16 protein-coding genes are annotated in these 22,000 nt (G+C 51.8%); 3 read left to right on the top strand and 13 right to left on the bottom strand.

Annotation, left to right across the window (positions count from 1 at the left end; genetic code table 11):
• Positions 1-186: 186 nt before the first annotated feature.
• The 4 genes from A8990_RS17685 to A8990_RS32170 all read right to left on the bottom strand — a co-directional run bounded on the left by A8990_RS17685 (position 187) and on the right by A8990_RS32170 (position 5,847).
• Complete coding sequence (locus tag A8990_RS17685; RefSeq protein WP_116190363.1) at positions 187-1,638, bottom strand: diguanylate cyclase domain-containing protein; 1,452 nt, start codon at positions 1,636-1,638, stop codon at positions 187-189.
• 135 nt (positions 1,639-1,773) lie between these two features.
• On the bottom strand, positions 1,774-3,321 hold the full coding sequence (locus tag A8990_RS17680) for a sensor domain-containing diguanylate cyclase (protein WP_116190362.1): 1,548 nt from the start codon (positions 3,319-3,321) through the stop codon (positions 1,774-1,776).
• 27 nt (positions 3,322-3,348) lie between these two features.
• A complete protein-coding gene (locus tag A8990_RS17675) occupies positions 3,349-5,382 on the bottom strand; it encodes a PDC sensor domain-containing protein (protein WP_116190361.1) in 2,034 nt (677 codons plus the stop codon).
• Positions 5,383-5,610: 228 nt separating this feature from the next.
• Entirely contained in the window at positions 5,611-5,847 is a 237-nt protein-coding gene (locus tag A8990_RS32170) for a response regulator (RefSeq protein ID WP_245996080.1), read from the bottom strand.
• A gap of 366 nt (positions 5,848-6,213) precedes the next feature.
• Here A8990_RS32170 and A8990_RS17665 point away from each other — a divergent pair, with 366 nt between their 5' ends.
• A complete protein-coding gene (locus tag A8990_RS17665; protein WP_116190359.1) occupies positions 6,214-6,906 on the top strand; it encodes an MBL fold metallo-hydrolase in 693 nt (230 codons plus the stop codon).
• An 85-nt stretch (positions 6,907-6,991) separates the two neighbouring features.
• Here the strand turns inward: A8990_RS17665 and A8990_RS17660 are convergent, their stop codons facing one another.
• The 5 genes from A8990_RS17660 to A8990_RS17640 all read right to left on the bottom strand — a co-directional run bounded on the left by A8990_RS17660 (position 6,992) and on the right by A8990_RS17640 (position 16,531).
• On the bottom strand, positions 6,992-10,216 hold the full coding sequence (locus A8990_RS17660) for a response regulator (RefSeq protein ID WP_181909641.1): 3,225 nt from the start codon (positions 10,214-10,216) through the stop codon (positions 6,992-6,994).
• A gap of 203 nt (positions 10,217-10,419) precedes the next feature.
• Positions 10,420-11,487: a dihydrodipicolinate synthase family protein gene (locus A8990_RS17655; RefSeq protein WP_116190357.1), complete on the bottom strand. Its 1,068-nt coding sequence runs from the start codon at positions 11,485-11,487 to the stop codon at positions 10,420-10,422.
• A gap of 2 nt (positions 11,488-11,489) precedes the next feature.
• Positions 11,490-12,506, bottom strand: a complete 1,017-nt coding sequence (locus A8990_RS17650) for an NAD-dependent epimerase/dehydratase family protein (protein ID WP_116190356.1) — start codon at positions 12,504-12,506, stop codon at positions 11,490-11,492.
• 561 nt (positions 12,507-13,067) lie between these two features.
• Complete coding sequence (locus A8990_RS17645; RefSeq protein WP_245996079.1) at positions 13,068-14,474, bottom strand: hypothetical protein; 1,407 nt, start codon at positions 14,472-14,474, stop codon at positions 13,068-13,070.
• A 131-nt stretch (positions 14,475-14,605) separates the two neighbouring features.
• Positions 14,606-16,531, bottom strand: coding sequence for a methyl-accepting chemotaxis protein (locus A8990_RS17640; protein ID WP_116190355.1), 1,926 nt, complete (start codon positions 16,529-16,531; stop codon positions 14,606-14,608).
• A 180-nt stretch (positions 16,532-16,711) separates the two neighbouring features.
• Between A8990_RS17640 and A8990_RS17635 the strand changes: the two genes are divergently transcribed.
• Positions 16,712-17,185 carry a DinB family protein gene (locus tag A8990_RS17635; protein WP_116190354.1) on the top strand — a complete coding sequence of 158 codons (474 nt, stop codon included), beginning with the start codon at positions 16,712-16,714 and terminating at the stop codon, positions 17,183-17,185.
• A gap of 31 nt (positions 17,186-17,216) precedes the next feature.
• A complete protein-coding gene (locus tag A8990_RS17630) occupies positions 17,217-17,417 on the top strand; it encodes a uracil-DNA glycosylase (RefSeq protein WP_116190353.1) in 201 nt (66 codons plus the stop codon).
• 63 nt (positions 17,418-17,480) lie between these two features.
• Here the strand turns inward: A8990_RS17630 and A8990_RS17625 are convergent, their stop codons facing one another.
• The 4 genes from A8990_RS17625 to A8990_RS17610 all read right to left on the bottom strand — a co-directional run bounded on the left by A8990_RS17625 (position 17,481) and on the right by A8990_RS17610 (position 21,999).
• Positions 17,481-18,392: an exopolyphosphatase gene (locus tag A8990_RS17625; protein WP_116190352.1), complete on the bottom strand. Its 912-nt coding sequence runs from the start codon at positions 18,390-18,392 to the stop codon at positions 17,481-17,483.
• Between the two features lie 154 nt (positions 18,393-18,546).
• Positions 18,547-19,542: a cell wall hydrolase gene (locus A8990_RS17620; protein WP_116190351.1), complete on the bottom strand. Its 996-nt coding sequence runs from the start codon at positions 19,540-19,542 to the stop codon at positions 18,547-18,549.
• Positions 19,543-19,724: 182 nt separating this feature from the next.
• Positions 19,725-21,047 (bottom strand): MFS transporter, encoded by a 1,323-nt coding sequence (locus tag A8990_RS17615; protein ID WP_116190350.1) that lies wholly within the window; start codon positions 21,045-21,047, stop codon positions 19,725-19,727.
• Positions 21,048-21,183: 136 nt separating this feature from the next.
• Complete coding sequence (locus tag A8990_RS17610; protein ID WP_116190409.1) at positions 21,184-21,999, bottom strand: ABC transporter permease; 816 nt, start codon at positions 21,997-21,999, stop codon at positions 21,184-21,186.
• Position 22,000: the final 1 nt, after the last annotated feature.

Raw genomic sequence — 22,000 nt, 5'->3', positions numbered from 1 at the left:
TGTTCGTCTTCAACGTGTCTTAAGAATAGGAGATAAATGTTAAGATAGTACCGAAACCGATGTAAGCAAACTATTAGATAAATGGAATAACGGATTCCAGAGAAGAATGAAGAAATTGTAAGGAGAATCGAATTATGACCTACCAAATAGAATAAAGACCTCCCAAATGGAAGGTCTTTACTTGCTTTAATAGATATGGTAATTCCTTCGACCCGATGTTTTGACCGCGTACATCGCCGTATCCGCATTCCGTATTAGTGTATCGACATCGTAACCGCCTTGCGGTGAAGTGGCAATGCCGATGCTCGGCGTGACAGTCAGCACGACGCCATGGGGCTGAAGCGGTTCCTCGAATGCTCTCAGCACGGCCTCTGAGATCACAACCGCACGATCTGCCGAATGTTCTCCAGATAGAAGAATCGTAAATTCATCGCCTCCCATTCGAGCTGCGATTTCATCTTGATCGATACAACCGTTCAACCGCTCCGCTACCTGCTGCAGCAGCGCATCCCCTACATGATGACCGAAACGATCGTTGACGTCCTTGAAATGGTCGATATCCAAATAGATAAGCGACACGGTGCGTTCACGTTCAGCCGCTCTCGCATCCGTCAGCGCTTCGGACAGACGTTCCATCAGCATGCGCCGATTCGGCAATCCCGTCAATAAGTCGTAATAAGCAAGCCTCTGAATCTTCGCCTGCTGCTCATAAATTCGGGTGAAATCTTTGGCAATGCCGAAGAGGCCTTCAATCTTCTCGTTCACAATAATCGGTATCAAGGTCATATTGATTGGTATCACTCTTCCGAATCGGTTCATAATTCGGATATCCCCGTTAACCGAGCTGCCGCCGTATGCATCATGAATCATCTTCGCCACTTGTGCAGCATCATCATCCACAACAAAGCTTCTGCCTGTTCTCAAATGCAAGCCTTCTAGCGTATACCCGAGCATATCAAGCATCACTTGGTTCGCAGATAGAAAGTAGCCGCCAAGATTGAATGAGCACACCGAATCCGTATTGTTCTCGAATAAACATTTGTAACGCTGCTCATTCTGGATGTTCTCAAGCCGCAATTTCGTTTGCTCAAGCACGAGTTCAATGAGACGCGTGAACGTGATGACGACTTCCTCATCCACTTCCCCAGGAGCAGCTGTAACATGTTGGTAGATCGCGAATGTCCCATGCACCTGTTGATCCGATGACCGCAGTGGATAGGACCAGCAAGAACGCAGCCCATTAGCAAGTGGGATTGCCTTCTCCTTCTCCCAGTACGGATGATGCGCAATGTCGTGGACAATGACCGTTTCGTTGCGGTATGCCGCCGTTCCGCAAGATCCGGCCGCCGTTCCGATCAAGCTGCCGTTCACCGCATCCACATAGTGCTGCGGCAAGCTGCGGTTCGCAATGACATACAGCGACTTCTTCTCTTGGTCGAGCAGCATGATGGAACAGATCCAGCCCGGAATCAGGTCCTCTACAATTTCTATAACATGATCAAGAACTTGCCCCAGCGGCTCGCCCTTCAGAATGAGCTTGAGCACATGCCGTTGTCCTTGAATCATTTTCTCTCTCATGAGATTTAGCTTAACGAGATGGTCAAAATCGGATAATGACGTATGACTAGTGGGCTCCATTTTAACCTCCAAGTTGTTCGACGCTGTTCAAAATAGAGTTAGATCAGCTTCAGTATAGGAGGTACTTGTTAAGAAAGTTGACAATTAATCGTTAAATTTTTGTTAGTAACCCTGCTGCCAATCCAGCAAAGATGGTTAGTTTTGGGCAATTTGCACGGTTCGGTTACGTCCCTCGTGCTTCGCTTGATACAATGCGGCGTCCGTGAGCGCATACAGCGCCTTAGGCGTCCGAGCATGCTCCGGATAATGGCCAACTCCGATCGACACGGTAACATGCCGGCCGGAAACAACTGGAGTCTCCTTAAGCGCTGCGTGAAGCTGCTCGAGCACTATGGACGCCGTATCCGTATCAGCCTCTGGGAGCAATATAATAAACTCTTCGCCGCCGTAACGACCACATAGGTCCTCTTCCCTTGCGATATGCTGCAGTGTTTCCGCAACGCGGCGCAGTGCTTTGTCACCAAGACTGTGCCCATATTGGTCGTTGAATTTCTTGAAATGATCAATATCGAGAATCGCGATGGCAAATGCTCTCCCTTGATCCACCCACTGCTGCATCACTTGATCAATATGTCTGCGGTTCGCTAGGCCTGTCAGCTTATCGGTCAATGATTCCTTCTTCAGCTCGGACACTTCGTGCTCAAGGGCGGCCGCATAATAACCAATCGTTCTTTTCACTTGATCAATTTCCGTATACCAAGCTGGAATGGTTTGAATGGAATCCAGTACAGCGTCATCGTCGGATAGCGAGTAAGAGTATGCCGCTAGTTGTTTGAGCGGGGTGAATAGCTTGATAATTATGAATCTAGCAAGCAGAAGCAAGCTGACGAGCACAGGCAAGGTAAATAAGAACAACCTCCATGCCCCCGCCAATGCCGATGCTTTGATCGCCGAATCGGGCGTTTGCAACGTTACTCCCCAGCCGGTTGATGTGATGGAAGCATAGCCCGCAAGCGTGTGCGTACCATCCGCTAGAACAGCACGCTCGCTCCCGCTTTCTCCCTCCAGAAAATGATGCGCAATGCTGTCTTGCCGGGAATCGGTCCCGACACGGTCATGATCGGGATCGTACAGCAAATACCCGTCATTATCGATGACGCGATAGGTAGCATCTGCGTCACCGCTCTGCTCTCCAATCATACGGGAGAAAATATTGTCTCCCTCCAGATAGATGGTGCCGATCAGATTCCCATGGAACTTCCGGTCATCACTGACGACCGGAACCGACATGACGACGACCAGCCTGCCTGTTATCGCCCTGAACGGCGGCGAAATAAACGGCTCTCTCAAATTATAAGCACCATCGTTCAAGGACGATTTCTTCCCCACGATGTTTATGTTCGGATAGCTCGCCACGTAGTGCCCGTTCTCGTCGGCGTATGCGGCAGAATTGAAGAAATTGCTCTGTTCCTGCAAGGAGAACGTCTGCTCAATTCGGTTTGTATGATCGGCATTGATTGCTACTCTGGCTGCCATCGCTTTCAATTGGCGCTGCATTTCAGCTAATGTGATATCCATCGTGTCTGCAAGCTTTCTAGCAATCTCCGCATTCGTTTGGAGTGCTTTCTGCTCCTGCTGGCTTAAGAAGACGAAATAGCTGATCGCAATGATACCGCATACCAGGATAGCCATGAATCCAATCAGAAGTGAAATGACCCATCCGCGCAACGAAAAACCATTCATGACCTCCCTCCTCTCCCCCAAGCACGGCTAAATACGGAACGATCTTATTCGTTCGGCGACGAGCGTCGCGCTGTTGTTCAGAGAATCGCTCAAATGACTGATTTCGTCCATCGCGGCAGCCTGCTGCTGCGTTTCAGCGCTGATCGATTTGGCCGTATCCGATGCTCTATGGGAAACGGTGGCGATGCCCGCAATCATAGCAGACAACTGCCCGCACTTGTCGCCCGCTTGTCCAAGCTTGACTGAGGCGCTGATCATTTGGCTGCGGATTGGCTCCAAGCCGGCAGCTAGCTGCTCGAAATTGCTGCGCATATTCGCTGCTTCCGCATGCTCCGAGGCTTCGGCGCTTGCAGCAAGCATCCGGCGCTGAAGCTCGTTTAGCTCATCATTCATCTCTTCCACCAGCCCCTGCATACCGCGACTGGCATGGAGCGCATGAGCCGCCACCCTTCGGAGCGCTGTGTCTGCAGCTTCCTCGCCAAGCGCAGCCTGCGCCGCATCATGTGCGAGGTCTGTGAATTCCTTCATCCTATGATGTACAAGCGATGCCTTCCGGGATATAGACCCCAAAGCGTCAGCTGCCTCGTCATCAGCATCTCGGCGCAAGACTTGCTGCTCCATGAACGATTGTACTGCCGCAGCACTCTCTTCATAGGAGGCGACCGTCTCCTCAGCAGCCGAACAAGCCATCTTCAGCCCATCGCAAGCTTGTCTGAGCACGGCACGCAGCTCCTCGGTAACTTGAACTCCGTCTTGCATCATTTTGGATTGCTCATCTGCGCTTTCCGCGACTTCAATGATCGAATTTGCCACTTCCGTAACGGATTGTGATGTCTCCTGCGTCGTTTCCGCAAGCACATTGGACGCGGAGAATACGCGAGAGAAGGCCGCTTTAATATCCTTCAAGCTGCTCCCGATGCGATCCATCATCTCATTGTAGCTCGCTGTCAGCTGGCCGATCTCATCCTTCGACTTGTACTGCGAGCGATGCGTCAGATCTCCGTGCGCCGCCTTCTCCATGAAACGGACAAGGCCAAGAATCGGGTGAATAAGCAGTGAAGATGAGAACCAGATGGCCAGGCTGGCAGAGACTGCGAGCACGAGAGACAGCCAGAGCACTTTCTTCTGAATATCGTAGACGAATGCATACGCCTTCTGCTCATCCTGCACCGAAATGACTGCCCAGCGCTCCGAGGAGCCTGGCAGCTTAACCGGCTTGAACGCCGCAACGAAGCGCTCCTTGCTGCTATCCGCATAGCTTCCGGTTCCCGTCTCGCCCTTCAGCGCCCGCTTCGCCAATATGCTCAGCTCTGGGCTAAGGTCGATCGATTGCTCCTCTGTCAGCTCATTGCCTTGCTCGTCTGTAAGCTCTTGACCGTTCTTGCCTTTCAGCCAAACCGTCTTCGTGAGCTGCTTGAGATTGTACATCTCCTGTACATATTGCTTATTCGGGTGGGCTACGATCACGCCTTCGCCGTCTATAATGAAGCTGTAGCTGCCCTTGCCGAACGAATTGCGCTCGACAACCTCCTGCAGCTCATTCATCTGAATATCCGCGCCGATCGAACCGATAATCGTCCCTTTCCCATCGGCAATCGGAACGAATATGGAAGTGATCGGTTGTTTCGTAAACAGCGAGTAATAGGATTTGCTGACAAAGCTCGTTTGACTGGCCTGCAGCTGTTTGAACCACCATCGGTCCTTCCGGTTCGCGACAACGCCTTCGGAGCGCGCCGTCTGCATCCCGTCATTGCCTTGGATATAGAGCAGATCGAATTCCGGATTCCGCTGTACCGCCCGCTCCAGTATCGAGCGCTGCACTTGCCGATCGAATGAAGTTACTGCAGGTTCGTCCGCGATTTCGCTCACAACGTCAAATGCCCCGTCGATATAGAACGACACGCTGGAGGCTATGGAAGAAGCAACTGCCTGGTTCTTCTCCTCAATCGTGGAAGCATATTCTCTCGTCACAATGACGTATTGAAATAGATTCGTAATGAGAAGCGGAACCAAAACTAAGGTTACGGCGATTAGAATAAATTTGCTCTTCAATGAATGCATCGCGGACACTTCCCTCAACTGTTGTCATGAGCCATGCGGCTCCCCATCATCCCGTGCTACGAGTATATCAAGATTTATCGACAAAATCCGCATTTTTTTGACAAAAAATCCACGATTTTATTGACGTCCCATGACAGGAGGAGTTTATTGGTGAAAGCGAAGAAAAGGCTGCCCGCCGCATCTCCATCGTATGCATGCTGGACAGCCTCTTTTTATTACTGCATTTTTTTATGCAGCTGTTCCGTTATGACCTGAATCATCATCGTACGGCTTCGTAATAATCCCGTTCATGCCCACTGCCAAATAGGTGAGGTGATCCGACTCCATCACGTTCGCGGTGACCGCTCTGATCGGTACATGCTCATAGCAGGCGCGTTCGCGGATTCGATGCGTCGCTTCAATCCCGTCCATCTCCGGCATATGCACGTCCATAAGAATGAGATCAGAGGTGCACTCCTCGAGCATGTTGCGGTTAAGCTCGAGGTCAGCCCGCCGAAAGGAACGGCAAGCAGCAGCGCAACCGACCGCACATCGAAGACGAAGCTGTTGTACGCGGCCCTGTTGTACAGCAGCAGAATGCCCAGAATACCGCATACCACGCCGAGAATCAGCTTTTTCCGGATATTCAGCTACGTACCGGTGCGAAACCAATAGAAGAATCGAGTTAGAAAGAATTAGGAAGAAGGTTAATAGAAACAGACTAAGGGCAACGTCTTTTACCAATGTTACCCTCCCTTTCTGTGTGAATCCATCGACCAAAACTTGCTATCAGGCAGTTTCCGATGAATAATAGTGTCGTATATATCTTTGATGAATAAGGCGGTGTTTATTGTGACGCAATCCAGCTTTGGCATTCAAGCCATCGAAGTCAGCATGTCCATTCAAGGGAATCCATTCGTCATCTATCCGACTGTACTATGGGATGAGCAGGAAGTTATTCTTGTCGATACGGGTCTTCCCGGCCAAGTGGAGCTTATCCGCGCAGCGTTCGAGAAAGCTTCGGTCCCGTTTGACAAGCTGACGAAAATTATCATCACGCATCAGGACCGCGACCATATCGGCAGCTTGCCGGAGCTTGCGCGCTTGTTCGGCGAGCAAATGCAGATCCTTGCGCATGAAATCGCCGTTCCGTTCTTGTCGGGCAAAGTGCCGCTCGTGAAAAGCAAGACTCACGCCGAACCGGTTCACGTCGATGTCGTGCTGCATGACGGAGATGTACTGCCTTATGCCGGCGGCATTAAGGTTGTTTTCTCTCCTGGACATACGCCGGATCACACTTCCTTGTACCATATCCCGAGCAAAACGCTTATAGCCGGCGATGCTCTTACGGCACAAGACGGCGTACTGCAATCGTTTAATCCTGCATTTACACCTGATCAGACGACTGCGCTGCAATCCATCACGAAATTCCAAGCGCTTGAGCTGGATCGTGTAATCGCCTATCATGGCGGTATTTGCACAGACGATCTGCAAGCGCATCTGGAAACGATCGTTACGGCTCCACAAACGGAGCAAACCAAATAGTCCTTATAAGGAAGGCGGTTTTCCAGCTATTTGCTGCCACGAGCAGCAACGGAAAACCGCCTTCTTCGATCAATCAATTGGAGTTTTACTGCAAACTTGCGATTGAGTCGAGCACTTCCTTAAGCCGTTCCTCTAGCGTATCCAGTACAACCTCAAGCTTCGCATATTTGCCTTCGTGAATCATTGTCTCCAGCCTAAGCGCCGCCTGATGCAGCGGATTTGCGCCAATGTTGGCCGCAACGCCTTTTAACGTGTGTGTCAGGAACCGCGCTCGATCGATATCCCCGCACGAGAATGCAGCAGCGATGTCCTTCACTGCTCCCGTCGATTTCGCCGCGAACTGGCTTAGAATATGCCGGTACGATTCCGGCTTCATGCGATAACGTTCAAGGAACCCGCTAATATCCAGCCCTGGAAGCTGGTCCGGCAATGGCCGTACTTCGCCAGTCAGTTGCTGCTGTACCGGAGCTGGCACAACCGCCGTCTTCGATTGCAGAATAAGCTTCTGCAGCATAACGAACAATTCAATCGGCTCAAACGGCTTCGTAATGTAACCGTCCATGCCTGCTTCGAGCACTTTATCGTGAACGCCTTTCATCGCGTCAGCCGTCATTGCAATAATGGGAATGCGGTGTTCGGTTGCCGCAGCATGCTCCGCTTCCCTAATCTTCCGAGTTGCCTCGTAGCCATCCATAATCGGCATTTGCACATCCATCAGAATCGCATCGAAATGGTCCGCTGCTGTTTTCTCCACGGCCTGCAGCCCGTTCTCCGCGATGTCGACCATGACGCCGGTCTCTTCAAGAATCGACCTCGCGACATGCTGATTTATCTCGTTATCTTCAACGAGCAATACACGCGCGGCGTTCAGCATGGCAAACTTCTCCATCCCTTCCGTTTGTACCGCGCTGCCCGCAACCGCCATCGGCTTCTGCCTGATAACCGAAGAAATTTCGTTATACAGCTGCGATTGGCTAATTGGATAAGGAAGCACCTTGTCCAGATCCGTATCGTCCAAATGCCGCTGCAATTCATAGTTATGCGTATCGCTAATAAGTGCAATTGTCTTCTTCAAGAACGGGAATGCTTCGTAGATCTGCTTGAATACTTCGGTTCCATCATGGTCTTTAAGCTTCCAATCCATAAGAACCAAATCGTAGCTGCCGTATTTATGAATGCTATCGAACGCTTCCGTCGCAGAAGTAGCAATCGTGACAATGTACTGGAACTGCTCCAGCTGCTGCTTCATGACAAGCTGCATCTGCTTGTCTTCACATACGAGCAGGACGCGCAGGAACGTTGAATTCATCTGCCGGATTTCTTTGAATAGATCGTAATCGCCTTCCTTGAACATCGCGCTGAACGTAAAGCAGCTGCCAGCTCCAACCTCGCTCTCGAGCATGATCGTACCACCCATGAGCTCGACTAGACTTTTGCTGATGACAAGCCCTAATCCCGTTCCGCCATACTTGCGGGTCGTGCTCATATCCCCTTGCGAGAATGTCTTGAACAGATGCAGCTGCTTCTCTTGCGAGATGCCGATGCCCGTGTCGGTCACTTTAAACTGCAGTTTGATCTTCTTCGCCTGGTGCTCCAGTACGCTGACGGCGACTGAAACTTCACCATGCTCCGTAAATTTGACCGCGTTATTGACCAGGTTGAGCAGCACTTGATTCAGTCGGAACGGATCGCCGTTCAGCACTTGCGGCACGCCGTGGTCGATTGCGATACGCATGCGCAGCCCTTTGTCAAAAGCCTTGAAGCTGACCATATTCGAGATGTTGCTCAGCACCTCGTACAGATCGAAATCAATATACTCGAGAGCAATCATCTTGGCTTCTACTTTGGAGAAGTCAAGAATGTCATTTATGATCGTCAGCAAGCCTTTCGCCGATTGAATCGTCATATCGACATAATCGAGCTGCTTATCAGACAACGCCGTCTTCTGCAGCAGATAGTTGTAACCGACGATCGCGTTCAGCGGCGTGCGAATTTCGTGGCTCATATTGGCAAGAAACTCGCCCTTCGCCCGGCTTGCGCTCTCCGCGATCTCCTTGGCTTCAATCAGCTGGACATTCTTCAGCTCCAGCTCTTCCGTTCGATCATCGATGAGTTCCTCCAGATGATCCTTGTGTTCCCGAAGCGCTTCTTCCGCCCTCTCGCGAAGCGACCTTGTCAGGAGCAGCACCATAACGAGCACAAGTTCGAGGACAGCAAGCGCGATCCCGCCGATAATGTACCAACGATACTGCTCCCACATGGTCGGATTTCTATATAGAATCTCGATGTCTCTCGGTAGCTCCCGCTCATTGATGCCCCAATTTGCAAGCGTTCTCCAATCGACCTGGACTGAATTCGCTTCGCTAAAAACCGTCTTCACCTCTTGCGATTGTTCCCCTGAGAGAATGATCTCGGCTCGCTGAGCAGCTGTCACGCCAAGATTGGTGAAGCTGTGCAACGCCCCGCCGACAATCCCGTTCCCCATGAATTGGGCGAAAGGTGAATAGACAGGCATATGTACCGTATCCAGAATCTGCTTCACAACATCGGCGGGAATATACGACCTGCCTGTCTGATCCTTGAACAGAAAAACATACAGGACTGCCGCATGCTCGCCAACTGCTCGCCGCAGCTTATCGAGCACCTGCGGATACGCCAAGCCATTCATATATTCAAACATTACCTTATTCCTGTATAAGCTTGTTTCCGCCTTAGCCATTTGAATTGCTCTTTGTTCGTTAGATGAACTGCCGATGACGATATAAATTTTATCTGTCCGCGGTCTCGTCTTCAGAATGAGATCGATCGTGCCAGACAGTTCGAAGTCGCCGATAACGCCGGAATAATGAGGAGGCATCGCATCCGGAAGGGCTCCCTCAAATTCGCTATAAGTGTAAATAACAGGAACGCCGGGAAAGAGGCTCTCACCGTATTCCTTCATAAAAGGCAGCAGGGCGTAGCTTGTCGTCGCAATTAAGTCCGGCTGATTATGTTCATACTTCTGCTTAAGAAGCGACTTAATCGTATCTTCATAACCTGGCCGCGAGCCGTATCTGGTCAAATCCAAATAATCTTGAAATATCGTCACATCAGCATGCGCTTTAAGTTCGCTTGAGAACGCATCCGCGAACAGCTTCGTCGTCGGATAATCCGGTGCCGCCGAATGAAGGATAAGTACTTTATGGTCCGTTGCCAGCGGCGCCGCTTCAGCTGCGCAGCTATAAGGTGCTGCCGTAATGAACATCATAATGAGCGCGAAAAGAGCTAGTAGAATCGTTCGTTTCAATCCAGTCGTGCGATGGCTGGTCATTTGCTCGCTCCGCCCTCCCTGCTTATTCATAGGAAAGAAGTTTCCTCACTTTCCACCATTGTATTGAATGAGCGGCGAATATGTAAAGGCATTTTGTCGATTTATGTCATATGTGCGTTGAATTAGGTAATATATAGCAAAAACCCGCTAAAATGGCGGATTTGACCGCATTTTAACGGGTATATTCACTCTACTAAACGCTGCTAGGAAAGCCACTCTTGCAGGTGCCCTCTTACGAACTCGTCATCATTCAAATGCGGATAATCAAGGTACATCCGGTCAATCTCTTCCAGCTGTCCTGGCGAAAGCGTCTCATGCGGGTTCAAGCACCATATCCCTTGCATCAATCCTTGCCGGCGCAGCACTTCATGTATTCCCGGAATGCAGCCTGCAAAATGATGCGCCGGATCGAAGAAAGCAGCATTCGTCTCGGTCACTTCAATGTTTCTTGTCAACCAATTCGCAGCTATATGCTCCTGCTGTCTGACCTGCTTCATCTCTTCAAGAAGCTCCACCGCTCGCTTCGTCCACACGGCCCAATGGCCAAGAAGACCGCCGACAATTCGTTTCTCAACTGTCTGTCCGTTCACCTGGAACCGATAGAGCGTCAGCAGATCGTTCACGATGTTATCGTCGTTGCCGGTATAGAGGGCGATCTCGTCTCTGCGCTCAGATTCGCACACCGCCCGGACGACATCGATTGTCTGATACCGGTTGAATGGCGCCATCTTGATTGCAGCAACGTTTGGGATATCGGCAAAAGCACGCCAGAACTCATAGCTTAGTATTTTGCCGCCTACCGAGGGCTGAAGATAGAAACCGACCACCGGAATTTGCTCCGCAATTTGCTCCGTACGCTTCAGCAGCTGGAGCTCGGACAGCTCCGCGAGCCCGCCCATGCTGAGCAGCCCTGCGTCATAATGGAGTGACGCCGCAATTTCCGTCTCTGCTAGCGCCTGCGCTGCAGGGCCGCATATACCCGCGATGCGAATGAACGGACGCTGCAGATCAGCGCGCTCCACTTCTTCCGATGCGAGCCGCAGCACTCTCTCGTAGAGGTTGTGCAACGAATCGCGAATTTCAAACTGCGTGGAGTGGACGCCTACCGCAATGCCGCCGGCTCCCGAGGCAACGTAATAACGAGTGAGCGCCCGCTGATGCCGCTCATCGAGACGGCGCCGTTCATCAAGCGCGAGCGGATGAGCAGGGATAACGAGACCATCGTGCAGTGCGCGCTGCTGCTCGGGGGACAATGCTTTTCGCTGACTCATCGTTAGAACTTCCCCTTTCGCTCCTGGAAGTGTGTTGGCTTAGCGAGCGTAGGTCCGTCAGCTTCCACCCATTCCGCTGCCCAATCAATCATTTGCAGCAGCGAAACGCGAGGATAGCCGAAGCGTTGCTGGCATCTCGCCGCATTGTTCAGCAGCGCATCGCTAGATTCAGTGCCTTCGAATATCGGCTCCACGCCGAGTCGTTTGCCGAACTCCTCAGCCGCCCAGCGCACCGACACCGTCTCCGGCCCGGTTACGTTCATGAATGCGGCTGGCGATTCGCAAGCGAGCAAGGAGCGAATGGCAATCTCGTTCGCATCGCCCTGCCAGATGACGTTGGCGTAACCCATCGTCAGATTGATCGGTTTGCCTGCCTTAACCGATCGTGCCAGCTCAAGCAGAACGCCATAACGCATATCGATCGCGTAGTTGAGGCGATAGATTAGCATCGGCGTCCCATTCCGCTTCGAAAAATGCTCAAATATCCGTTCCCGCCCCAAGCATGATTGACCATATTCGCCGACAGGTGACGGCGACACGGCCTCGGTTGCCCCGCCGTAGCCAACCGGCGTGAACGGGTAGACGTTGCCAGAGGAGAACACGACGATACGGGAATCGCGGTATTTCTCAGCGACACGGCCCGGGAGATACGCGTTCATCGCCCATGTGAACGACTCGTTCCCTGTCGTGCCGAACTTGTTCCCTGCCATGTAGATGACATTCGGTACTTCGGGCAGCGCATGAAGCGCTTCTTCGTTCAAGAGATCGCACGCGATTGTCTCCACGCCGTCCGCCTCCAGCTGTGCTTGCAAGCCCGGCTCCGAGAATCGGGATACCCCGATCACGCGTTTGTCCACACCAGCATCGCGAATGGCGTTCAGCAGCAGCCGCGCAAGGCTCGGTCCCATTTTCCCGCCGATACCCAGCAGCAATATGTCCCCCTGAATCTCTTTCACATCCCGTATCAGCGCCTCCGACGGTTCGGCCAGCTTTGCCTCCAACTCCTCAATCGTTCTCATGCTAAGGGCTCCCCTCCATGAATGAGTGATAAGATCTACTTTCATCTTAGAGGGGAGTTTATTAAAAGACAAATCCTTTAATTGTCTTTAAATCGGCGGCTGATGCTGCGGAGAAACCAGCTCCGTACGCCCGGAGAGCTGAGAGATCAAATACGCTCTTTCAGCATCAGATTTACACTAAAAGTCGACTGAGAGATCCTATTTGCTCTCTCAGTAACTAAAACCAGCCACCTTCGCTCGTCCGGCATCCCGAGAGACCATATACGTTCTCTCACCATCAAATTCGCGCCAAAAGTGGACTGAGAGATCATTATGCTCTCTCAGCAACTAAACCAACGACATCCACTCTCCCGGCGAGCTGAGAGATCTCATTCTGAGCTCTCAGCAGCAGGTTCGCGTCATTTCTCAGCTGAGAGTTCCGTTTTGGATCTCTCAGCACTTCAAACGAAATAACTTCGCCAACCCGCCGAGCTGAGAGACCTCATTCGGATCTCTCAGGACAAAATTCGCGCCGTTTTTCAGCTGAGAGATCCACATGGAAGCTCTCAGCCCCCCCTCCCCCTATATCCCCGCCTTATCCCGCAGGAACGAGAGCCGGAATATCTGGCGCGGTCTGCCTTTCGGCACCTTCTCCACGCCGGCGATTGCGACCAGACTGTGGTCCATCCATTGGAGCAGCAAGCGGTGTGTGCTGCGGACACTAATGTCTAGAATTGCTGCCAGTTCATGCACCATGTAGTCCGTTTTACCGGTGCGCGCGACCTGTGCCATCAGCTTGCTCAAGTAGCCCGACGTCATGCCGGCGTCCTCTGCTTTCTTGATTAGCTCCGCATCAGTGAGCGACAATGCGAACTCCAGCGGATCTGCCATTGCGAGCGGACCGATCAATGTTCGGTCTTCGCCTACGATGAAACAGGTGTCACCGCCTGCTTCCTTGGACTTGCGCAGCGCGATACGGGCGTGCGTACCCGCTTCGTTCGCTGAACGGCCGAAGCCCATGCCAATGCTGAGGGAGAGCCCGAACTTTTGATAGACGCTTTTGCCCAGCGAAATCGACTTATAGCCGCCTGTGACCCGCTCGAATATACCGCGCGTCGTGAAGAACAGATATTCATCCCCGCCAAGCGGCGTCAAATAACCGTCGAGCGATTCGACGTAATCGAGCAGCATTCGGTGGATGTCGAGCTTCAGCTTCTGCACTTCATGTTCGGACGTATGCACATGGACCCGCTTCTCGAACTGATCCAGATTGACAAGCCCGACGACGACCTGAGCTTCTCGGCTCTGACGTGTTTCCGTCGAGAGCAGCGCCCGCTCCAGCGCGACTGTAATATTCCCGTCCGTCGGGATGATCCATTCGATCGGAATTCCGCGCGCCGCAAGCTCCTGTGCCACCGATTCATCCGCCGTCAAAGCCGCATCACAGGAGCCTGATTCATAGCACCGCAGATGATAGGCGATCAACTGCTCCTTCGAAGCATAGACAGGACCGTCGTAGTAAACGGCTTCAACGTTCGTTTCATTAATCTCGCTGAGCGACTTCTGCACCATTTGCTTGCTGAGCGTGTCAATGGAAACTCGCAGCAGCTTCTTCGCATCCACGCCAACTGTATTTTTCAATCGAAACAACGCACGGTAGAAGCCCGTATCCGTCAATGGCACCACATGCAGCGCCACTTTCACATTCGCTTCTTCGCGAATCCGATTATATGGTACGGGTCCGGAAGCGAGCAGCACCTCGACCGAATCCTCCAATTCCTCTGCCAATCGCGGCGCATCCTCGTCCTGCTCATATATGAGCGGAATGGGACGGAAGGACGGAAATGCCTTGAGCACCTTCAGTATCCGATCGACCAGCTGCGCGGTGCCAATAATGCCGATCGATATCCCTCTCGCAGCAGCAGCTGTCGTCCCCTCTTCACCACCGTCGGTTGGCATTGCCGCAATTTCATTAATGCTCTTCTGCATCGCTGCTCCTCCTCCACTTACAGACACCAGCAGTAAAATGTCTTTAAATCTTTTATTAATCCAACATAACACAAAAAGACCACGATCGAAATCGCGGACTCCCTGCTTGCACCTTCATTTATGCTTCCACACTATTGCAACCTAAATTTCGTTACCGTATCGGTCAAATCTTGCGCAATCGACGTGAGCGATTGGGACGAGCTTGCCGTCTGCTCTGCCGCTGCCGCCGATTCTTCGCTAACAGCTGCAATCGATTCAATCTCTCTCATAACTTCCATCGATTGAGCAGATTGACCGCGGCTCGCACGTGCGATCTCTTCGGACTGGCGAGCTACCTCTCCAACCATGCGCACAATGTTATCGAGCTCTTCGCCCGTTTGCTGGGACAATGCAGCCGTCTCAGCAACTGCCCGAACGCTCTCTTGCGTGCTGTGCTGCATGCTCGTAATAATCCTGACGATCTGCTTCGTCGCTTCGCCGCTGCGTTCCGCCAGCTTGCGCACTTCATCCGCTACGACCGCGAAGCCTCTTCCCTGCTCGCCAGCACGCGCCGCCTCAATCGCAGCGTTAAGCGCCAGCAAGTTCGTCTGCTCCGCAATGTCGTTAATAACTTGAATGATATCTCCAATTCGGGTCGAATCCTTCTCGAGCTCCGACATCTTCTGCGACAGCCGCTCCATGCTGAGAATCGTCGTACGGACAGACTCTCCGCCTGTAAGCGCGCCTTGGTTCGTCTTCTTCGTCAGCTCGACCGCCTCTTGGGCTCTGCCGGCAACAACGTCCACCGTATCCGTTAATATTTTCATAAGTTCGGATACCGTCTGCGCCGATACCGCCTGATTCATGCTGCCTTTGGCAACTTCCTCTGTCGTCGCTGATATCTCCGCCGCACCGATTGTGACACTTTGTGAAGTTCTCGAGACGGTCGAGATCATTTTATAAATTTGCTGCACCATGCTTGCGAGCCCTTCGGAAATTTGACCGATCTCATTCTTCGATTTCAGATCGAACTGAACCGTCAAATCGCCATTCTCAATGAGCTTGAGCTTCGCTAGAAGCTGTGGAATGTTGCGAAGCATGTAGCGTAATGTGATATATGTGATGAGGACAAGCACAATCAGGCTCACTACAAAACCGCCTATCGTCAAATCCGTGACGCTGTTGAACTCGCCCATCGCTTCTTTCTCCGTAATGGTTAGACCGACGGACCAGCCGGTTTCTTTGCTCGTCGCATAGCCGACGTACCGCTTCACGCCGTTATCGTCGATCAACTGCAGACCGGACTCGCCTGCCACCATTTTCTTCCCGATCTCGCCCATCTCGCCTTTGCTCTCATTGAGCTTTTCCTTCAGAACCTTGTCTTTGTCCGGATGGTAGAGAATGTCGCCCGTCTTCGAAAGAAGGAAAGAATAACCGGTCTCGCCGAGCGTGTAGCTCTGCATGATCTTCGGCATATCCTTCATCGCAATGTCAGCGGCCGTGAATCCGACGACCTCATCCTTGGCATTCTTGATCGGATAGAAAATACCGAATAGCACGTTGCCGCTAACTTGGTCGATGTATGGATCCGAATAATACACCCCGTTCGCTTCCAAAGCTGGCTTATACCATGGCCGGCTCTTCATATCGAAGTCCTGCTTGTTCGTTAAGCCATCATGCTCGAGCCACATGTTGCCGGGAATGTTCGCCACCCAAATATCTGCTAGATTCGGGTCGGTCTTGAAGACAGACATGAGCGTACCCTCAGCCTCTGCTGCGTATGTAGATGTTTTGGCCTGCGCGAGCGAAGGCGTCGTCTCCACATACCGCAGGAACAACGAATTCGTCGCCATCTGCTTGACGATACTGCCTTTCTCGCGGAACAGCGCGTCGATTTGATCGACGATCGCTTGTGTTTTCGCCTCTATCATCTGCTCCTGCTGATGAACGATAACGCTGCGGGTATTGCTATAAATTACGGTCCCCAGAATCGAGAAAATAGCAAAAATAAAGATAAAAAGTACGATTGCTAGCGTGTTGGCTATGTTGGAGAATTGGAACTTACGCTTCAAATTCACATGCTCACCTCGTCATAGTAGTTGGATTCATCGTTGTCCATTCGATCTTTTTCGCCAAAATTCGCCATAAAACCACATCAATGATAGCATCCAATCTATAAACGAACAATGCAAAAACTTACAGTTTATAAGGTATAATGAAAAGAGTTTATATAGAGTAGAAAAGGAGAGATTCATGGGATGGAACAAATTTTTTTGAAGCAATTGGCTTTCGCCCGGGGAAGTACTTTAAGAGTGGCAGAAGGAATTGTAGAAGACGCTGCGCTTCAAATTCCAGCAGGGTTCCGCAATCATATTCTATGGCATTTGGGTCATATCTACACGGTTCATGAACGTGCAACGATGCGTTCCGCTGGCTTGTCGCTGGAGCTCCCTCCGCACTTTCCCGAGCTGTTCGCTAACGGAACTTCTCCGCTGAACTGGACGGATCAACCGATTCCCTCATTAACGGAGCTTATTGCAATGCTGCGCGAACAACCTGCCCGCATTCATGCCGCGCTGGAAGGACGGTTCCAAGAGCAAGCGCTCGCGCCGCTCACTACGCCTTCGGGCTTTACGATGGAAACGGTCGGCGAGTTTGTTGGCTTCGCCTACTATCACGAAGGCTTGCATACGAGCAGAATCAGTTTATACAAAGCACTATTGAAACTTTAGAACAGCAGCAGCAAAAGGAGTACCACGCACCATGACGAACGAGCAAGCACGGATCGACTGTTTGAAATGCCGCCATTACTACGTCACCTGGGACAAGAACTTCCCGAGAGGCTGCCGAGCATTCAAGTTCAAAGGATCAGCGATGCCAAGCGCTGCCGTCCTCGCCTCATCCGGCAAACCTTGCCTGAACTTCGAGCCTAAGCAGACGCCGCAGGGCGGCATAAACAAATAAATAATCCCGCTCCAGCAAGCGCGCCTAGCCAACAGCGAACTTGCCCCCGAGCGGGATTTTCTATTAATTGAACCGTTTGATGATTTCCGCGATCGTCGCATCAGCCTCAGCATAAGGCACCTGGCAAGTGCCTGCCGCCTCGTGACCACCGCCGCCAAACTCGCGCATCAGATAACCGACCGGAACTTCGCAGGTCCGGTTCAAGATGCTGTGTCCGCACGCAATTGCGCAGTTCTGCTTCTGGAAGCCGTCGACAATCCATAACGAAACATTTTGCTCCGGGAAGAGCGCGTAAATAAGGAATCGGTTGCCTGGGTAAATCTGCTCGACGCCTCTCAGATCCGTCACGATCGCATGGCCTTCAATTCGCGTGCGCTCGGCAAGCATCTCGCGGAACAGTGCATCCAGCTCAAAGTAACGATCAACCCGCTGCTTCACATCTTCATCCTGCATAATTTGCTCTAACGGCTGCTCCAGACAGAGCCCTACGAGCTTCTCCATCAGCTGGTAGTTGCTAATCCGGAAATCGCGGTATCTGCCAAGCCCTGTGCGGGAATCCATAATGAAGGACAACAAATCCCAGCCTTCCGGCTTCAAAATATCGTCTTTGTTGAATTTAGCCGCGTCCGCTTTGTCTACGCCTTCCATCATGCTATCGAAGAAAGGACCGAACTTATCTCGGCCGCCATAGTATTCATACACAACTCGGGCTGCGCTATCCGCAATGCGAATCTCGCCTTCGAATTCAAACTTCTCTTCCTGCGACCGCTTCAGCTCGCTGGCGTGGTGGTCGAACCATAGTCCGCAGCCTGGAACGAACGGGATGTTCGTCAAAATATCGTTCTTCGTGATTTCGATTGTACCGTCCTGCATGTCCTTAGGATGTACGAACTTCATTTCATCAATCATACCAAGCTTTCTGAGCAATACTGCAGTCACCAATCCATCGAAATCCGATCTCGTAACGAGCCTCATTATGTTCGCCCCCACTAAGTAGTTCTTTCACCCTAGTAACAGGACTATTATACCAGATAACGTGTCAGAAGAAACCAAAGTTTACTAGATTTTAGAGTTGAGCCAACTATAAAAAAAGCCCGCAGATGCCATTTCATCCGCGGACTTTAATCGATTATTTAGCAAAGCTATGATGACCAATCTTCACGACGACGTCGAGGCTCGACCAAAACTCCCCGCGAGTCACTTGCGGATTGTAGAAATAAACGGCGTCGCCGATGTTGTTCCGACCATTCAGCGCATCCTTCGCAGCTCGCAGCGCGAGCGAATGCGGTGTACTGCGCGCGAGCAATCCGTTATGAGCCGGCGGGAACTGCCTGCCTGAATAGATGACCTCCTTGATCGAATCCGGGAATCGCGTATCCTTCACACGGTTCAGAATGACATTCGCCAGCGCGAGCTGCCCTTCGTACGACTCATAGCCGGCTTCCACCATCGTAATCTTCGCAAGCAGCGTCAGGTCAGCTTCCGTGTAAGCTGCGGCAGGCTTGCTGAAGAATGAAGGAATAACGACCTTGAGCTTCGTTCCATCCGGTGCGTCAGCTTCACTGTTAAGGCCGTTGCGCTTCAACAGCTGCGCCTTGCTAATGCCTGCCTCTTGGCTGATTTCATCGAGGCCCTTCTCTTCTGTCACGAACGCGGGCTGCGCCAACGCTACTTCAACGGTGTCTGATTGCGCATCTACCGTTAGCTCAGCATGCAGCATATCAGCCAGTTGGCGAACAGGCATATAGAGCCTGTCGTCCCGCAATAATGGAAGCGCATCCATCCGATAACGGACGTCATTGAAATAAACGACCGGGACACGGTTTCCAACTACAATCTCATCGCTTAATGCAGTATGTATCGTTAATTCTTCAGCGTCATTATCCCAGTTCACGGATGCTCCGAGCAGCTTCGCAATGCGAGCGGCTGGCACGTAGGTTCTTCCGTCTATAATGGTTGCCCGCTCCGACAGCTTGACAAGCTTGCCATTCACTTGAACAGATACAGCTTGATCGGAACCAGCCTCCTGCGCGCCTGCAACGGCGAGCGGCATCGTGCAACTAAGAAGTAACCCCAGAATCATTGCGAGAAGAAGCCCGTTAGCAGGCTTGATTGCTTTAATCATGTGTACCTCCTTGGTTGGCGTTTGGTTTAAGCTCCCAATCCACTTTCTTTGCCAGATTATATCACAGCTATTTACACAAGTTTCATTAACATTTTCACAGAATTCGCCGATTGGTGCTACTGTATGACGATTTCGGGCACAAAAAACAGCCAGGATTAGGACTCCTGACTGTTGATTCCAGACTATTGATTCAAGCTTCTCGTTACCCGTGTCTCTCGCTTCGGCAGCAATATCAAGAGGAAGCACACGGCAGCGACAATTCGGATACTCCCGATTGTCGTCATGCTTGGCACGTATGCGATCCAGCTATAGAGCTGCATCCCGACGAGCGGGGCGAAGACCGCGGATATTTGGGAAAGCGTGGTGTACAGCGATATAGCCGGACGCCGCGTCTCTTCCGGCGCGATTTCGAGAAGCCGATTGAAGATGGACTGCTGGAAGCCGCTTGTGACGAAGCCTCCTATAAAATCATACACATAAACGTAGTTCATTGAAGGGGCATGCGTCCAAAAGAATGGCGTGAGACCGAGTGCGAGCGACGAGGCGAATACGGTAAAGCCATTCCCTCTGCGGTCCGCCAGCCTTGCCCACAGGCCGAAGGCGAGCAAGGAACCGATCGAGCCGACTACCGTATCGATACTCATCTGCGTATTCGTTGCATGCAGAACGTCTGCCTTCAACTTCGAATAGATCGGCCAAGCGGCCATCCAAGCGAACGTATAGAGCGTCGCGCAGCCGCAAAATAAGATGAATGGCCATCCGCCGCCGACAGCGAATATTTTGCGAAACGCTTGTGCGGGATTGAACGAACGACTCTGTCGCTGCCCGCTATCCACTGCTGCTTCGGCTGTCTCGGCCGCTGACGGCTGCTTCAATTGCTCATGTGCTTGCGCCTGCCCTACCTCTTCCTCGCTCGGAATGCGCAGCTTGCTGAAGAACCAGGTCTCGACGATCGAAGCGAGGAATCCGAGAACGACCGCAGCCTGATATCCGTATGGATAGGTCAAATGGTCAATGCCATAGCCCGCGACGAGCGCCGTCACCATACCGGTGATCCCGATCCATAGATTCCGCTGCGCGAAAACTTTGTTCCGGTAGCTCGAAGGGATAATCTCGCCCATCATCGACTGATAGGACACGGCAATGACCGTGTTGGTGGCGCTATAGGCACTCACCAATGCAATTAATGCTACGATCGGCGATGCATGCCAATACGGCAGGAAGAATAGCAGAAAATAAAAGAATCGGCTTAACAGGATGACGCCGGAAATGATCCGTTTCTGCTGCCGGAACTTCCCGATCAGCATCGAAGCCGGGAAAGTCAATAAGATCGTAAGTATCGCGGGAACCGATGACAGCAGCGCATAGTCGTTGTTCGTCGCGCCGAGCTTTGCTGCCAGTATCGGGATAAACGGCGTCACGAAGTTAAATCCGATGGACCATGCAATGCCGTTGTATAAATTATGTTTAATATTTTGCCGCAGGACGCGGTTGACAGACTTCATCTCATTCACTCCAGTTGTGCTATGCCATGCTCTATTGCTATTCTAATTTGAAAGCCGCGAAATGAACATAGCCAAAATTTAAAAAACCCTTGATTGCTCAAGGGTTGAGTGAATGCAATGATGAATTGTTTCCAAGTTATGTCCGGCGCATGTAAGCACGAACTGTAATTGGCGCGAAGATCAATACGATAACCGCTGCGCCGATGAGCGAGAAGGCCAGATCCCAGCCGGCAGTTCCTTTGTTAATCAGGTCACGGACCGCAGAAATCATATGCGAGAGCGGATTCACGTCAGCGAACCATTTCAGCCATTTCGGCATCGTGTCCGTTGGAACGAATGCGTTCGACAGGAACGTGAGCGGGAAAAGCACGAGCATCGAGATGCCCTGTACGCTGGAAGCGGTACGCGCAATTACGCCGAAGAATGCAAAGATCCAGCTCATAGCCCATGCACAGACGATGACGAGAAGAGCAGCCAAGACGACGTTTTCGAATCCGCCTTCCGGTCTCAGCCCCATCAAGTAACCCATCGAGAGCGTAAGCACTGTCGCGATGGCATAGCGGATCGTATCAGCGAGCAGCGCGCCTGCAAGCGGCGCTATTCTTGCGATCGGCAGCGACTTGAAGCGGTCGAACACGCCTTTATCCATATCTTCCCTAAGCTGAACACCTGTCACGATTGATGTCGTAATTACCGTCTGCACCAAGATACCCGGGATAATGACCGGCAGGTAGCTCGCCACATCGCCTGAGATCGCGCCGCCGAAGATGTATGTGAACATCAGTGTGAAAATAATCGGTTGAAGCGTGACGTCAAACAATTGCTCCGGTGTACGCTTGATTTTCAAAAGTCCCCGGTATGCCATTGTAAACGAGTTGCGAATCGTTTGTCTAAAGCTTAAATGTCTCCGTAAAGGGCGGTTCGTGCCCGTTCTTAGTGTTGCGCTGCTCATC

It is taken from the genome of Paenibacillus taihuensis (assembly GCF_003386535.1).
Classification (GTDB): Bacteria; Bacillota; Bacilli; order Paenibacillales; family Paenibacillaceae; genus Paenibacillus_Z; species Paenibacillus_Z taihuensis.
Note: the sequence above shows the minus strand (reverse complement) of the source record. Positions and strands in the feature narration are given on the sequence as shown.